Genomic DNA, 13,680 nt, shown 5'->3' on the forward strand with positions numbered 1-13,680 from the left:
CTTGGCACCTGCATCTCTTGGTACCCAGCGGCATCTCGCACAACAAGCGCGGTTTTCCGCACAATCCCTCGTTACCGCCTGCGCCATGGTCTGATCTTGCAAACCACCCAAGGTCAGCCCCCATGAGCATCGTCGTATTCGACCCTGACAGCACTGAAGACGTTGACTTCCAGGACCGCATGCGCCACCCCGCGGCGGCCGATCCTGCCGGCGGCATGTGGCTGTCCGACACCGAGCCGTCTTTCATCGATGCCGACGCCCTTCGTAAAGGCCGGCTGGCCAAGCTGCGCGGCTGGATGCGTGACGCCGGCTATGGCGGCGTGGTGCTGTTCGATCCCTATAACCAGCGCTACGCCACCGGCTCGCGCAACATGTTCGGCTATTTTCTGCGCAACTCGACCCGTTATTTCTTCATTCCGACCGAAGGGCCGATCGTGCTGTTCGAATACCCGCAGAGCTACCATGTCTCGATGGTGCTCGACACGATCGACGAGGCGCGTCCGTCCAAGCTCGTCTGGTCGTCGGTGTCGGGCCGCGACGACGAAACCGCCGGCCCGTTCGCCGACGAGATCGCCGAACTCCTGAAGCAGCATGGCGGCGGCTCGATGAAACTCGGGCTCGACCGTTGCAGCCATCTGCAGGCGCTGGCGCTGGAGAAGCGCGGCTGCGACGTCCGCGACTGCCAGGGCGAGATCCTGGCGGTGCGCGCGGTCAAGACCCCGGAGGAAGTGAAATGCCTGCAGGTGTCGATGGCCGGCGCGGAAGCCGCCGTCTATGCGGTGCGCGAGGCGATCAAGCCCGGCGTTTCCGAGAACGAGCTGTTCGCCATCATGTATGGCGAGGTCATCCGCCAGGGCGGCGAGTTCATCGAGACGCGGCTGTTGACGTCCGGCCAGCGCACCAATCCCTGGTTCAACGAGGCCAGCGGGCGAAAAATCCGGCCGGGCGAGTTGCTGGCGCTCGATACCGACACGATCGGCTGCTATGGCTATTATTCGGATTTCTCGCGCACCTTCCGCTGCGGGCCCGGCAAGCCGACCCCCTATCAGAAATCGCTCTACCGCATGGCGCACGACCAGGTTCAGCACAATATCTCGATCGTGAAGCCCGGCATGGCTTTCCGCGAGATCGCCGAAAAGGCTTGGAAGATCCCCGACCGCTTCGTCGACCAGCGCTACACCTCGGTCATGCACGGCGTCGGCATGCATGGCGAGACACCCTTCATCGCGCACGCCATGGACTATGAAACCTATGGCCGCGACGGCCATATCGTGCCAGGCATGGTGGTGAGCGTGGAAAGCTATATTGGCGAGAAGGGCGGCCGCGAGGGCGTCAAGCTGGAGGACGAAATCCTGATCACCGAGACCGGCACCGAGCTCCTGTCGCGCTTTCCCTATGAGGATGAGTTTCTGGAGAAGCAGGTTTGATGCCAGCGGCCGGTTTAGTTGACGTACCGCAGCTGAAGAACGAGCGCCTCATTCCTTGGCGCCCCCCTCTGTCCCTCCAGCGTTTGGAAGTATCTTGGGGGCCAGGCGCATCCGCATGAAAAGCCCTATCTCCGTCAAGCGCGGCACCGTGGCCGCTGTCTTCATCGACCTGCAGGAAGAGCACCGGCAGGACCCGCGCTACCTGGTCGAGGGTTTTGACAAGATTCTCGCCAACGTCCAGCGGCTGCAGGCGGCGGCGCGGCAGAACAATGTGCCGCTCTATCACTGGGCCTACATTGTCGATCTCGACAAGCAGGAGCGGCCCTTTCACCCTGTTGGAACCGACGGCAAGTCGGCCTTCTCCGACAAGAGCGATCCGCTGACCGAGATCTGCCGTGAGGTGGCGCCTGCTGATGGCGAGGCGCTGCTGATCAAGGCCGAGGCCAGCGCCTTCCGCGCGGGACCGGCCGCCGATCGGCTCAAGGCTTCCGGCGTCGAATGGCTGGTCATATCTGGCGTGTGGACCGAGGCCTGCATCGATGCCACCGTGAAGGACGCCGTGGCGCGCGGCTTTCGCGTGCTGCTGGTCAAGGACGCCTGCGGCAGCGGCAGTGCCGCCATGCACCAGACCGCAATCCTAAACCTCGCCAACCGGCTCTATGGCGGCGCCGTCACCGACACCGACGGCGCCTGCCTGCTGCTGGCTGGCGAGAGCGTCGCCGTCTGGCAGGTCGAGGGCTCGGTGCCGCTGCGCTTCAGCTTTGAAAACGCGGCCAGGCTTTACAGCGAGCTTTGAGGCAATGCCTTCCGAAACCGTGGGCAGCACTGAAATGACCGGTCGCGGCAAATACGCGACGCGGCTCGACCCTGCGCTGTGGGCCTATATAGACGGCATCAACGCCTGGTATCCGCCCGAGACGATCGACCTGCCGATCGCCAAGCAGCGTGCGATCTATGACAGGATGTGCCGGGCGCTTCGCCAGCCCTATCCGCCGGGGGTGACGGCGAGCGACGACCTCATCGCCGCCCCCGGCCGGAACATCGCGGTGCGGCACTACGGGATGGCAGGCACGGCCGCGCGGGCCACGGTGCTTTATTACCATGGCGGCGGCTTCATCCTGGGCGGGCTCGACAGCCATGACGACATCTGCGCCGAGATCTGCGCCGGCACCGGCTTTGCCGTGCTCTCGGTCGACTATCGGCTGGCGCCCGAACATCTCCACCCCGCCGCCTTCGACGACGCTCTGGCCGCCTTCGAATGGGCGGCGGCTAGAGCGAACGGGCCACTGCTGCTGTCCGGCGAGAGCGCCGGCGGCAATCTGGCGGCGGCGGTCAGTCACGCGACGCGCGCTCGCGCGAAGAGGCCGACCGGCCAGGTGCTGATCTATCCCGGCCTCGGCGGCGACGAGACTGCCCGCTCCTACATCGAGCATGCCGAGGCGCCGCTTCTGTCGACCGGCGACGTCGCTTTCTACCGCCACGTCCGCTCGGCCAAGAGACAGGCGCCGGACGATCCGACCTTCTCGCCGCTGCGCGCCGCCGACTTCTCCGGCCTGCCGCCCACCATTGTCGTTACCGCCGAATGCGACCCGCTGTCGTCGGACGGCGAGGCCTATCGCGACCGCATCCTGGCCGCCGGCGGCAAAGCGAGCTGGCACGAGGAGAAGCGCCTCGTGCACAGTTTCCTGCGCGCCCGCACCACCGTGCCGGCTGCCGCCGAGGCGTTCCGGCGCATAATCGCGGCGATCGCGGCACTTGGCGCGGGCGAATGGCCCGTCGAACACTGAACCCGAGCGACGCAGCCCTCAATTGCGCCCGTAAAACGCGTTCGGGACATGCACCGGCCAGCGCCATGGCAGCACGGCGATCATGTCGAACCGTATCGACAGCCTGCCGTAATCCGGCTGGCGCGACAGCCAGATGTCGGCGGCGCCTTCGATGCGGCGCTCCGATTCATGGGCGATCGCCTCCATTGCCTCCATCAGCGTGCGGCGGGCCTTGACCTCGACGAACAGCACCAGGTCGCCGCGCCTTGCGATCAGGTCGATCTCGCCGAAACGGGTGCGATGGCGGCGCGCCAGGATCCGGTAGCCCTTCAGCACCAGCGCCGCCGCCGCCAGCCACTCGCCGCGATGGCCGCGCCGGTAGGCCTTTTGACGGCTGACGCTCGGGAGCCTAGCCACGGCCCTCTCCAGAGGCATCCCTGAGTTCCAGCAGCCGCCGGTAGAGCGCCTGCTTCTGGCCGCCGGTCATCTTCGCCGCTTCCGCCGCCGCCTTCGAAGCCGGCATTTCGGCGGCGAGCGACAACAGCATCCGGTCGATATCGGCCGGCTCGTCCGCCCTGGCTTCGGCCGGACCGACGCACACCACGATCTCGCCCTTCGGCGTATCGGCCGCCGCATAGTGGTCGGCCAGCGCCCGCAGCGTGCCGGTGCGCATCTCCTCGAAGGTCTTGGTCAATTCCCTGCCGATCGCTGCCTTGCGCTCGCCGCCAAGCGCCTCGACCATCGCGCCGAGAGACTCGGCCAGCCGGCGCGGCGATTCGAAGAAGATCAGCGTCGCCGGCACCGCTTTAAGCGCGTCCAGCCGCGCCAGCCGCTGCCCCGCCTTGACCGGCAGGAAGCCGGCGAACAGGAAGGCATCCGAAGGCAGGCCGGATGCGGTGAGCGCGGCAAGCGGCGCGGACGGACCGGGGATGGGCACGACGCGAATACCCTGGTCGAGCGCCTCGCCGACCAGCCGGTAGCCGGGATCGGAAACCAGCGGCGTGCCGGCATCCGAGATCAGCGCCACGCTCTGCCCCGACTGGAGCGCCGCTATCAATTTCGGCCCGGCCTCGCCGGCATTGTGCTCGTGATAGGCCGTGGTGCGGCGGCGGATGCCGTAGCGGTCGAGCAGCACGCGCGACACGCGCGTGTCCTCGCAGGCGACCATGTCGGCGGCGGCCAGCGTCTCAAGCGCGCGCAGCGTGATGTCGGCGAGATTGCCGATCGGCGTCGCCACCAGATAGAGCGCGGGTTCGAGCGGCCGGGCCGCGATCTCGGTCTGCCCGATCACATAGCTGCGCTTTCCCGTCTCGCCAGTCACCGGTGCCCTTCTCCGTCAGCGGCGCGCCCGCGTCCAGATGGAGCCGCGAAGGACGTTCCGAAATCATCCGCCCTGTTTGGCACGGCCCGCGCCGGGTTGCAAAAGCCGCTGTAATGCAAGGCGAGCGCCATTCCTTCGCCACAGTAGGGAACGAAACCGTCTTTCGCAGATTTAGCCCCTGATTCCCCCGGGAGGACAGGATGGACAGACTGATCATACAGGACGCTTTCGAGCCCTACTATGCAGGCCGCAAGCGCTTTGCCGCGCAAGGAGACGGGAAGCCGCCCGCCACCACGGACGGCAAGCAGGGGCTCGCGCGCCGCCCGCCACCAGAGATCAAGCTACCCGACAACGAACCCGACAGCACGACGGAGCACTGACCGGACGATGCCCAATCGCTTCGATATTTTCATCACCCGTCTCGAAACCAAGAACGCCCGCCACGGCGCAGCACTACCCTCGATAAGCGACCAGCACCGCGCCCGCCGCGATAAGGGCGACGCCAAGCCAGTTCGCACCGGTGAGCCGCTCGCCGAGAAAGACCGCGCCAAACACCGCCACAAGCACGACGCTTAGCTTGTCGATGGGCGCCACCTGCGCCGCATTGCCGATTTTCAGCGCGCGGAAATAGCAGAGCCACGAGGCTCCGGTCGCCAGTCCCGACAGGCTAAGGAAAAGCCAGGTCTTCCCGGAGATCGAGGCCCACGATTGGAATTGGCCGCTGGCGGCGAGGATCGCCGCAAGCACCACCAGGATGATGGCTGTCCGGATGAGGGTGGCGAAATCGGAATTGATGGTCTCGATGCCGACCTTGGCAAAGATCGCCGTCAGTGCCGCGAAAGTCGCCGACAACAGCGCCCAGAATTGCCAGGAAAGCGTCAGGTTCATTCGGATAGCCTCACCGGTCGGGTCTCAACTCAGATACCGCGAAACAGCTGCCTCAGAAGCGTAATCTTGGCTTCGAGATTGGGAGCAGCATCCCCGCCTACCGCGCCAGATCGGCCACCACGGCGTCGAGCACGATCATGCCGGCGGGCGTGGCGCGCAGGCGGGCGTTGCCGATCGGCGCCACCAGCCCTTCGCCCTGCAGCACCGACAGCCGCGCGCTCGACAGGCCGCGCCCGGAAAACGCTTCGTAACGCGACAGGTCGATGCCTTCCGCCAGCCTCAGTCCCATCAGCAGGAACTCGTCAGCCTCTTCGGAGCGCGTCAGGGTCTCGCCGCCGGTGACGCCATGGCCCTTGGCCTCGACCAGATTGGCCCAGGTTTCCGGCATCCTCTCTGCGATGGTCACGACGCGGTGGCCGTTCTCGACGAAGCGGCCATGCGCGCCGGGGCCGACGCCGACATATTCGCCATAGCGCCAGTAGGTCAGATTGTGCCGGCTTTCGGCACCCGGCCGGGCGTGGTTTGAGATCTCATACGCCGGCAAACCATGGGCTGATGTCACCTCTTGCGTCAGCGCATAAAGGTCGGCGGCGTGGTCGTTGTCGGGGATGATGAATTTCTTCGCCGCGTGCAGCGCGTGGAACGGCGTGCCTTCCTCGATGGTCAGCTGATAGAGCGACAGATGGTCGGCGGCGTGGCCGATCGCCTGTTCGAGCTCCGATGCCCAGGCCTCCGGCGTCTGGCCTGGCCGTGCGTAGATCAGGTCGAAGGAGAGCCTTGGGAATATCTCCCGCGCGAGCCCGATCGCGTGCAGCGCCTCGTCCACATTGTGCAGCCGGCCAAGGAAGCGCAGATCCTTGTCGTTCAGCGCCTGCACGCCGAGCGAGACCCGGTTGACGCCCGCCGCGCGATAGCCGCGAAAGCGTTCGGCTTCGACCGAGGAGGGATTGGCCTCCAGCGTCACCTCGATGCCGTCGGGCACCGTCCAGTTCTTCGCCACGGCGTCCAGGACCCTGGCCACCGTTTCCGGCTTCATCAACGACGGCGTGCCGCCGCCGAGAAAGATGCTGGTCACCTCGCGTGGGCCGGTGCGCTGGCGCATCGTCGCCAGTTCCGCCTCGAAGGCGGCGGCAAAGCGCTCCTGGTCGACCGGCTGGTGGCGGACATGGCTGTTGAAGTCGCAATAGGGGCATTTGGCCGCGCAGAACGGCCAATGCACATAGACGCCGAAACCGGGGCTGCGGTCGAGCGGCATGGTGGCGCCGGGCCTGATCATGCCGAACCTGACCTGGCCAGACCCAATCGGGCTTGGGCGAATTTCTGGAAGGCGCGGGCGCGGTGCGACAGCGCCGTGGCCTGGCCGGGTTTCCAGCCGTGTTTTTCCTCGGCACTCATCTCGCCGAAGGTCTTTTTGAAGCCGTCGGGCAGGAACACCGGGTCGTAGCCGAATCCGAGCTCGCCGCGCGGCGGCCAGACCAGCGTGCCTTCGGCCTCGCCGCGGTAATATTCGGCCTCGCCATCGGGAAAGGCGAGGCAGATGACGGCGACGAAGCGACCCTTGCGCTGCTCGGCCGAGGCGGCGCCGACTTCCTGCAGCGCCACTTCGGTGCGCTGCATGGCGATGCCGAAATCCCTGCTGCCATCAGGCGTTTCGGCCCAGTTGGCGGTGTAGACGCCGGGCGCGCCGTCAAGCGCGTCGACGCACAGGCCCGAATCGTCCGACAGCGCCGGCAGGCCCGTCGCCTTGGCCGCGGCGAAGGCCTTGATATAGGCATTCTCCTGGAAGGTGGTGCCGGTCTCTTCGGGTTCGGGCAAGCCATAGTCCTTCGCCGATTTCGCCTCGAATCCGAATGGCGCCATCAGATCGGCGAATTCGCGCAGCTTGCCTTCATTGTGGCTGGCGACGACGATCTTTTTTCCATCGAGAGAATGCATCAAAGTCCCCAGATTCTCGGCTCGGCGAATTCGATCGAATTGCCGGAAGGATCGCGGATATAAAGCGAGCGGCCGCCTTGCGGCCATTCGAATTCGCTTTCGATGGCGATGTTCTTCGCCTTCAGATGGGATTTCCAGCGGCTGATTTCATCGGCGGTCGCCGCAAAGCAGAGATGGCCTTCGCCTGATGTGCCGTGCGGCGGCACTTTCAGCCTCGCGTCGGGCGCGGGCGGGACCTTGGTCGCCTCGGCGTTGAAGATCAGCAGCACGCCGGCTCCGCAACGGAAGAAGAGATGGCGGCCCTCGATCTTGCCGAGAGGAGTGAGGCCGAGGATGTCGGTGTAGAAGGCTTCGGCAGCGGCGAGGTCTTTGACATAAAGAGCGGATTCAAGAATGGCAGAGGGGATCACGAGGCACCCCCCTCTGGCCTGCCGGCCATCTCCCCCGCAAGGGGGGAGATGGGCGGCGTGAGCGCCGGCTCATGATGTTCTATGCTGATTATTGGCGAAGTTCTAGACAACAGCCGATCTCCCCCTTTGCGGGGGAGATGCCCGGCAGGGCAGAGGGGGGTGCCCAAGCTCCGCATGAATAAACTACGCCACCGCCATCTGCTGCAAACTCACCAGCCTCTGGATGCCTTTCTTGGCCAGGCCCATCAGCTCGGCGAACTGCCCTTCCGAAAAGGGCTCGCCCTCGGCCGTGCCCTGGATCTCGACGATGCCGCCCTTGCCGGTCATCACGAAATTGGCGTCGGTGCCGGCGGAGGAATCCTCGATATAGTCGAGGTCGATGACCGGCTGGCCGTCATGGATGCCGCAGGAAATCGCCGCGACATGGTCCTTCAGCACCTTGGCGACGCTCACCATCTGCCGGGCCTCCATCCAGCGCAGGCAATCGTAGAGCGCCACCCAGCCGCCGGTGATCGAGGCGGTGCGGGTGCCGCCATCGGCCTGGATGACGTCGCAGTCGACGGTGATCTGCTGCTCGCCCAGCGCCTGCAGGTCGACCACGGCGCGCAGCGAGCGGCCGATCAGCCTCTGGATCTCCAGCGTGCGCCCGCCCTGCTTGCCGGCGGAGGCCTCGCGGCGCATGCGCTCGCCTGTCGAGCGCGGCAGCATGCCGTATTCGGCCGTCACCCAGCCTTTCCCGGAATTGCGCATCCAGCCCGGCACTTTTTCCTCCAGGCTTGCCGTGCACAAGACATGCGTGTCGCCGAACTTCACCAGGCACGAGCCTTCGGCATGTTTGGAGACGCCGCGCTCGAAGGAGATGGCGCGCATTTCGTCGAACTGGCGTTTGGAGGGGCGCATTCGGCCTGCTTTCTTGTCATCTTTTTTGAATCTTGGCCGGCTTTTAGACGCATGCGGGGCACGGCGTAAAGGAAAATGGACCGGCGGCCGCAAACGCGGCGACACCGGGGCGATCGCGAACGGCGACACCGGGTGATCGCAAGTGCGACACCGGCTGATCGCGCAACGCGACACCGGGTTGCGCGCAGCGCCGCGAAGTCTATATCCTTGAACCGGAGGTTATGGCCGAAATGACCAAGGCAGTCGATCCCGCTTCGCAGTCGCTCGCTCTTCACGCGCCGGCACTTCAGGCGCTCGACATGCGTTCGCGCGACATCTTCCGGCGTATCGTCGATTCCTATCTGAGGGACGGCGAGCCCGTGGGATCGCGCAGCCTGTCGCGCATCCTGCCGTCCTCGCTGTCGCCCGCCACCATCCGCAACGTGATGAGCGACCTCGAACATCTCGGCCTGATCTACGCGCCGCACATCTCGGCCGGCCGCCTGCCGACGCAGGCCGGCCTGCGCTTCTTCGTGGACGCCTTCATGGAATTGGGCGACCTCTCCGACGAGGAGCGGCGCAGCATCGAGGCGCAGGTGCGCGCCTCCGGCTCGGGCGCCACGCTGGAACACATGCTGACCGAGGCCAGCCAGATGCTGTCGGGCATGTCGCGCGGCGCCGGCCTGGTGCTGGCCGCCAAGAACGAGGTGGCGCTCAAGCACATCGAGTTCATCCAGCTCGAACCGACCAAGGCGCTGACCGTGATGGTGTCGCAGAACGGCGACGTCGAGAACCGGGTCATCGATCTGCCGGCCGGCATCACCGTCTCGCAATTGCACGAGGCCTCGAATTTCCTCAACGCCCATATTCGCGGCCGTACGCTGGCCGAGGCGCGGGCGGAGGTCGAGCGTATCAAGGAAGAGACAAGGGCAGCGCTCGACACGCTGTCGCAGGACCTGGTGGAGAAAGGGCTGGCGGTGTGGGCCGGCGCGGAAAGCGGCCTGCCGGCGCGCCTGATCGTGCGCGGCCGCGCCAATCTGCTCGAAAACGTCACCGCCCAGGCCGACATCGAACTCCTGCGCCACCTGTTCGAGGACATGGAGACGCAGGACGGGCTGATCCAGCTGCTCGACCTCGCCGAGGCGGGACCGGGCGTGCGCATCTTCATCGGCTCGGAAAACAAGCTTTTCTCGCTCTCCGGCTCGTCGCTGGTCGTGGCGCCTTACCGCGACAAGGACGCCCGCGTCGTCGGCGCGCTCGGAGTCATCGGCCCGACCCGGCTCAACTATGCCCGCATTGTCCCGATGGTCGACTATACGGCGCAGCTGATATCGCGCATGCTGCGCTGAGAGCTGGGATCGATCCAGCCGGCCGAGGAGAGAAAAGATGGCGCTGGAATCGTTCAAGGCCCAGATCAGCCTCCTGCTGGAGGAGATGGTCAACCAGCCTGAGGATGTGCGCGAAGTGCAGGAGCAATTGCGCGAGAAGCTGCGCGAAATCCGCGCCATGGGCATGCCGCTTCCGGCCGACCTCGTCGAACTGGAAAAGAACCTCGACGCCGATCTCGATCTCGACGCGGATACCTGACCCGAATTCCTTCAACTCCCCGTGTCGTCCGGAACGACTGCCGAGCCCGCCCGTTCCCTTGGTGCATGTGACCTCGGTCTTGGGACAACGACATGCATCGCGAAGCGAGAAGCTGGAGACTGGGATGATCAGACTTGCCGGCGCCGTGGCGATCCCCGCAGCCTTGCTTTTCGCCGCGACGGCATTGGCCCAGCAGGCAGAGCCGGTTCTGAAGGGCGCGGCCGCATTCGGTGACTGGCGGGCCGACGAGCCGGGCGTGCGCCGGCTGATCAGCCCGCAGGACCAGCCCAGGCCCTATGTCACCAGATCCGCCTCGAACAGCGCCGGTCCGGTGCAAAGGCCGCAAGGCGCCGAGCCGCGGCTGTCGGCGGGCTTTTCGGCGGAACTGATCGCTTCGGGCATCGATAATCCGCGCGTCGTGCGCATCGCCCCCAACGGCGACCTGTTCGTCGCCGACAGCGAGGCCAACCAGATCCGCGTCTACCGTCTCGGCGAGGGCAGCGCGAAACCTGTCAGGGACGGCATCTTCGCCCGCAATCTCAACCAGCCCTACGGCATCGCCTTCTACCCGCCAGGGGACAACCCGCAATGGGTCTATGTCGCCAACAGCGACAGCATCGTGCGCTTTCCCTACCGCGATGGCGACCTGAAGGCCTCCGGCGAGCCGGAAACCATCGTCCGCGATATGCCGGCCACTCATCACTGGACCCGCGACATCGCCTTCTCGCCGGACGGGAAGACGCTGTATCTCTCGGTCGGCTCCGGCTCGAACGCCGCCCAGGACATGGCAAGGAAACCGCGGGGCGGGCTCGACGCCTGGGCCAGGTCGAAGCCGCTCGGCGCCACCTGGGGCGCGGAGGAAGGCCGCGCCGACATCAGGGCTTTCGACCCGGACGGTAGGAATGGCCGCATCGTTGCCACCGGCCTGCGCAATTGTTCGGGCATGGCCGTCCAGCCGGCGGCGGGCGCGCTGTGGTGCGTGGTCAACGAGCGCGACGCGCTCGGCGACAACGTGCCGTTCGAATATGCGACCGAAGTGAAGGAAGGCGCCTTCTACGGCTGGCCCTGGTACTATATCGGCGACAATGAGGATCCGCGCCACAAGGGCGCGCGTCCCGACCTTGCCGGCAAGGTCACCGTCCCCGACATTCTGATGCAGGCGCATTCGGCGCCGCTCAACATCGCCTTCTACGACGGCAGGAATGTCCGCGCAGGATCCGGTTTTCCGGCCGAATACAGGGGCGACGCCTTCGTCGCCCTGCACGGTTCGTGGAATCGCGGCAACAGGACCGGCTACAAGGTGGTGCGGCTCAAGTTCAAGGACGGCAAGCCGACCGGCGAATATGAGGATTTCATGACCGGCTTCGTCACCTCCGGCGGCGAGGTCTGGGGCCGGCCGGTCGGCGTGGCGGTGGCGAGCGACGGCGCGCTGATCGTCACCGAGGACGGCAACGGCACCATCTGGCGCGTGACCTACGGCGACGGCCGGTCCTGATCCGCTGGGAGGCCTCGAGCACGGGGCATGCCTGGTGCAACCAAATCCGGCTCCAGGCAATTCCCGCCCGCGAAACTCTGTGCGACAAGGCGCCGTCCCAGCAGTTTCGCGGACGCAAGGCTCAATCCATGACCCTCACCGGCTTTCTCGCCTACAGCGCCGCCCTCGGCTTGGCCGCGGCCATTCCCGGCCCCGGCATCACCGCGCTTGTGGCGCGCGCGCTCGGTTCCGGCTTCCGCTCGTCGCTGGCCATGTCCTTCGGCCTGATGCTCGGCGACCTCCTTTATCTCACCGCCGTGGTGCTTGGGCTTGCCTTTGTCGCGCAGACCTTCGGCCTGGTGTTCCTCGCCGTCAAATGGGCCGGCGTCGCCTATCTCGCCTTCCTCGGCTGGCGCTTCTGGACCGCCGGCATCACGCCCGAGACGGTCGAGGCCAGGAAAGGCAAGGGCGGGCTAGCGTCGAGCTTCCTCGCCGGCCTGACGGTGACGCTCGGCAATCCGAAGACGATGATCTTCTATCTCGCCATCACGCCGACCATCGTCGACCTCAAGACCATCACGCTGGCCGACTACGGCATCCTCGCCGCACTCACCGTCCTCGTCCTGTTCGTGGTGCTGGTGCCTTATCTGGCGCTGGCGGCCAAGGCGCGCTGGTTCCTGCGCTCGCCGCGCGCCCTGAAGGCGCTGAACCGCACCGCGGCCGGTTTCATGGTCGGCGCGGCGGCGGCGATCGCCGCCCGCCAATAGGGCCATTTTTGCCAAGGCATTCCGCCGGACTGGCTTTTGCGGGAACGCTTTTCCGAGGCCGAGGCGTTTTAGACACGGGCCCCACTCGGATATTTTCGGGCGACGGTCTATCTTGCGTCCGTGGAAGGCCTATCTTGGCGGCCATCCGTCTGAGATCAGTTCCATCCGCCTGACATTCTGGGAGCCAAACCAATGAACAAGTTCGCCGCCTCCGCTCGTGTTCCCGGCCGTGGCCGCATCTACAATTCCATCACCGATACGATCGGCGACACGCCACTGGTGCGGCTCGACAAATTCGCCAAGGAGAAGGGCATCGTTGCCCATCTCCTTGCCAAGCTCGAATTCTTCAACCCGATCGCCTCGGTCAAGGACCGTATCGGCGTGGCGATGATCGAGGCGCTCGAGGCATCGGGCAAGATCGCTCCCGGCAAGACGACGCTGATCGAGCCGACTTCGGGCAATACCGGCATAGCGCTTGCCTTCGCTGCCGCCGCCAAGGGCTACAAGCTGATCCTCACCATGCCCGAGACCATGTCGGTCGAGCGCCGCAAGATGCTGGCGCTGCTCGGCGCCGAACTGGTGCTGACCGAAGGGCCGAAAGGCATGAAGGGCGCCATCGCCAAGGCCGACGAACTGGCGGCCACCATCCCCAACGCCATCATCCCGCAGCAGTTCGAGAACCCGGCCAATCCCGAGATCCATCGCACGACGACTGCCGAGGAGATCTGGAACGACACCCATGGCGAGGTCGACATCATCGTCTCCGGCATCGGCACCGGCGGCACCATCACCGGCGTCGGCCAGGTGCTGAAGAAGCGCAAGCCTTCGCTGCATGTCGTCGCGGTCGAACCGGAAACCTCGCCGGTGCTGTCGGGCGGCCAGCCTGGCCCGCACAAGATCCAGGGCATCGGCGCCGGCTTCGCGCCAAAAATCCTCGACACCACCATCTATGACGAAATCGTCACGGTCTCGAACGAGGATTCGGTCGCCAATGCCCGCCTCGTCGCCCGGCTGGAAGGCGTGCCGGTCGGCATCTCCTCGGGCGCCGCTTTGCAGGCGGCGATCGTCGTCGGCTCGCGGCCGGAGAACAAGGGCAAGAACCTGGTGGTGATCATCCCGTCCTTCGCCGAGCGCTATTTGTCGACGATCCTGTTCGAAGGGCTGGGCGCTTAGGGTCTTCGTTGGGCGAAGCGATACGACGCGTCGCCTGTCAAGTTTCGACACGC

At 65.8% G+C, this 13,680-nt stretch carries 16 protein-coding genes; 9 read left to right on the plus strand and 7 right to left on the minus strand.

Features of this window, described 5'->3' with window-relative positions:
- The first annotated feature begins 122 nt into the window (after positions 1 to 122).
- The 3 genes from FJ951_RS07170 (at position 123) to FJ951_RS07180 (ending at position 3,214) form a co-directional block, all read left to right on the plus strand.
- On the plus strand, positions 123 to 1,427 hold the full coding sequence (locus tag FJ951_RS07170; RefSeq protein WP_140514118.1) for a Xaa-Pro peptidase family protein: 1,305 nt from the start codon (positions 123 to 125) through the stop codon (positions 1,425 to 1,427).
- A 115-nt stretch (positions 1,428 to 1,542) separates the two neighbouring features.
- Entirely contained in the window at positions 1,543 to 2,223 is a 681-nt protein-coding gene (locus FJ951_RS07175) for an isochorismatase family protein (RefSeq protein ID WP_140491835.1), read from the plus strand.
- Positions 2,224 to 2,257: 34 nt separating this feature from the next.
- A complete protein-coding gene (locus tag FJ951_RS07180; RefSeq protein ID WP_140514119.1) occupies positions 2,258 to 3,214 on the plus strand; it encodes an alpha/beta hydrolase in 957 nt (318 codons plus the stop codon).
- A gap of 18 nt (positions 3,215 to 3,232) precedes the next feature.
- Here the strand turns inward: FJ951_RS07180 and FJ951_RS07185 are convergent, their stop codons facing one another.
- Both FJ951_RS07185 and rsmI read right to left on the minus strand, forming a co-directional pair.
- Positions 3,233 to 3,610, minus strand: a complete 378-nt coding sequence (locus FJ951_RS07185) for a YraN family protein (RefSeq protein WP_181168549.1) — start codon at positions 3,608 to 3,610, stop codon at positions 3,233 to 3,235.
- A complete protein-coding gene (rsmI, locus tag FJ951_RS07190) occupies positions 3,603 to 4,514 on the minus strand; it encodes a 16S rRNA (cytidine(1402)-2'-O)-methyltransferase (RefSeq protein WP_140514121.1) in 912 nt (303 codons plus the stop codon). Before rsmI ends, FJ951_RS07185 begins: the two co-directional genes overlap by 8 nt.
- Positions 4,515 to 4,714: 200 nt before the next feature.
- Here rsmI and FJ951_RS07195 point away from each other — a divergent pair, with 200 nt between their 5' ends.
- On the plus strand, positions 4,715 to 4,894 hold the full coding sequence (locus tag FJ951_RS07195) for a hypothetical protein (protein ID WP_140514122.1): 180 nt from the start codon (positions 4,715 to 4,717) through the stop codon (positions 4,892 to 4,894).
- Between the two features lie 73 nt (positions 4,895 to 4,967).
- Here the strand turns inward: FJ951_RS07195 and FJ951_RS07200 are convergent, their stop codons facing one another.
- The 5 genes from FJ951_RS07200 to rph all read right to left on the minus strand — a co-directional run bounded on the left by FJ951_RS07200 (position 4,968) and on the right by rph (position 8,647).
- Complete coding sequence (locus tag FJ951_RS07200; RefSeq protein WP_140514123.1) at positions 4,968 to 5,402, minus strand: EamA family transporter; 435 nt, start codon at positions 5,400 to 5,402, stop codon at positions 4,968 to 4,970.
- 97 nt (positions 5,403 to 5,499) lie between these two features.
- A complete protein-coding gene (gene hemW, locus FJ951_RS07205; RefSeq protein ID WP_140491825.1) occupies positions 5,500 to 6,678 on the minus strand; it encodes a radical SAM family heme chaperone HemW in 1,179 nt (392 codons plus the stop codon).
- Positions 6,675 to 7,337, minus strand: coding sequence for an RdgB/HAM1 family non-canonical purine NTP pyrophosphatase (gene rdgB / locus FJ951_RS07210; RefSeq protein ID WP_140514124.1), 663 nt, complete (start codon positions 7,335 to 7,337; stop codon positions 6,675 to 6,677). Before rdgB ends, hemW begins: the two co-directional genes overlap by 4 nt.
- A complete protein-coding gene (locus tag FJ951_RS07215) occupies positions 7,337 to 7,747 on the minus strand; it encodes a VOC family protein (protein WP_140514125.1) in 411 nt (136 codons plus the stop codon). The genes rdgB and FJ951_RS07215 overlap by 1 nt, the downstream gene beginning before the upstream one ends.
- 183 nt (positions 7,748 to 7,930) lie before the next feature.
- Positions 7,931 to 8,647, minus strand: a complete 717-nt coding sequence (rph, locus tag FJ951_RS07225) for a ribonuclease PH (protein WP_140514127.1) — start codon at positions 8,645 to 8,647, stop codon at positions 7,931 to 7,933.
- A 230-nt stretch (positions 8,648 to 8,877) separates the two neighbouring features.
- On the opposite strand from rph, the gene hrcA reads away from it, so the two are divergent.
- The 5 genes from hrcA to cysK all read left to right on the plus strand — a co-directional run bounded on the left by hrcA (position 8,878) and on the right by cysK (position 13,627).
- Complete coding sequence (hrcA, locus tag FJ951_RS07230; RefSeq protein WP_140514128.1) at positions 8,878 to 9,975, plus strand: heat-inducible transcriptional repressor HrcA; 1,098 nt, start codon at positions 8,878 to 8,880, stop codon at positions 9,973 to 9,975.
- Between the two features lie 37 nt (positions 9,976 to 10,012).
- Positions 10,013 to 10,213: a hypothetical protein gene (locus FJ951_RS07235; protein ID WP_140514129.1), complete on the plus strand. Its 201-nt coding sequence runs from the start codon at positions 10,013 to 10,015 to the stop codon at positions 10,211 to 10,213.
- 124 nt (positions 10,214 to 10,337) lie between these two features.
- Positions 10,338 to 11,708, plus strand: a complete 1,371-nt coding sequence (locus tag FJ951_RS07240; protein ID WP_140514130.1) for a sorbosone dehydrogenase family protein — start codon at positions 10,338 to 10,340, stop codon at positions 11,706 to 11,708.
- Between the two features lie 128 nt (positions 11,709 to 11,836).
- Positions 11,837 to 12,454: a LysE family translocator gene (locus FJ951_RS07245; RefSeq protein WP_140514131.1), complete on the plus strand. Its 618-nt coding sequence runs from the start codon at positions 11,837 to 11,839 to the stop codon at positions 12,452 to 12,454.
- 192 nt (positions 12,455 to 12,646) lie between these two features.
- Positions 12,647 to 13,627 carry a cysteine synthase A gene (gene cysK / locus FJ951_RS07250; RefSeq protein ID WP_140514132.1) on the plus strand — a complete coding sequence of 327 codons (981 nt, stop codon included), beginning with the start codon at positions 12,647 to 12,649 and terminating at the stop codon, positions 13,625 to 13,627.
- Positions 13,628 to 13,680: the final 53 nt, after the last annotated feature.

Origin of the sequence: Mesorhizobium sp. B2-2-3 (genome assembly GCF_006442405.1) — a bacterium.
Lineage (GTDB): Bacteria > Pseudomonadota > Alphaproteobacteria > Rhizobiales > Rhizobiaceae > Mesorhizobium.

Bases quoted from the DNA above. Each gene is read 5' to 3' on its own strand.
- FJ951_RS07195 (WP_140514122.1), top strand. From the start codon at position 4,715: ATGGACAGACTGATCATACAGGACGCTTTCGAGCCCTACTATGCAGGC.
- FJ951_RS07200 (WP_140514123.1), bottom strand. From the start codon at position 5,402: ATGAACCTGACGCTTTCCTGGCAATTCTGGGCGCTGTTGTCGGCGACT.
- hrcA (WP_140514128.1), top strand. From the start codon at position 8,878: ATGACCAAGGCAGTCGATCCCGCTTCGCAGTCGCTCGCTCTTCACGCG.
- rph (WP_140514127.1), bottom strand. From the start codon at position 8,647: ATGCGCCCCTCCAAACGCCAGTTCGACGAAATGCGCGCCATCTCCTTC.
- FJ951_RS07235 (WP_140514129.1), top strand. From the start codon at position 10,013: ATGGCGCTGGAATCGTTCAAGGCCCAGATCAGCCTCCTGCTGGAGGAG.
- FJ951_RS07240 (WP_140514130.1), top strand. From the start codon at position 10,338: ATGATCAGACTTGCCGGCGCCGTGGCGATCCCCGCAGCCTTGCTTTTC.
- hemW (WP_140491825.1), bottom strand. From the start codon at position 6,678: ATGATCAGGCCCGGCGCCACCATGCCGCTCGACCGCAGCCCCGGTTTC.
- FJ951_RS07170 (WP_140514118.1), top strand. From the start codon at position 123: ATGAGCATCGTCGTATTCGACCCTGACAGCACTGAAGACGTTGACTTC.
- rdgB (WP_140514124.1), bottom strand. From the start codon at position 7,337: ATGCATTCTCTCGATGGAAAAAAGATCGTCGTCGCCAGCCACAATGAA.
- cysK (WP_140514132.1), top strand. From the start codon at position 12,647: ATGAACAAGTTCGCCGCCTCCGCTCGTGTTCCCGGCCGTGGCCGCATC.
- FJ951_RS07245 (WP_140514131.1), top strand. From the start codon at position 11,837: ATGACCCTCACCGGCTTTCTCGCCTACAGCGCCGCCCTCGGCTTGGCC.
- FJ951_RS07175 (WP_140491835.1), top strand. From the start codon at position 1,543: ATGAAAAGCCCTATCTCCGTCAAGCGCGGCACCGTGGCCGCTGTCTTC.
- FJ951_RS07180 (WP_140514119.1), top strand. From the start codon at position 2,258: ATGACCGGTCGCGGCAAATACGCGACGCGGCTCGACCCTGCGCTGTGG.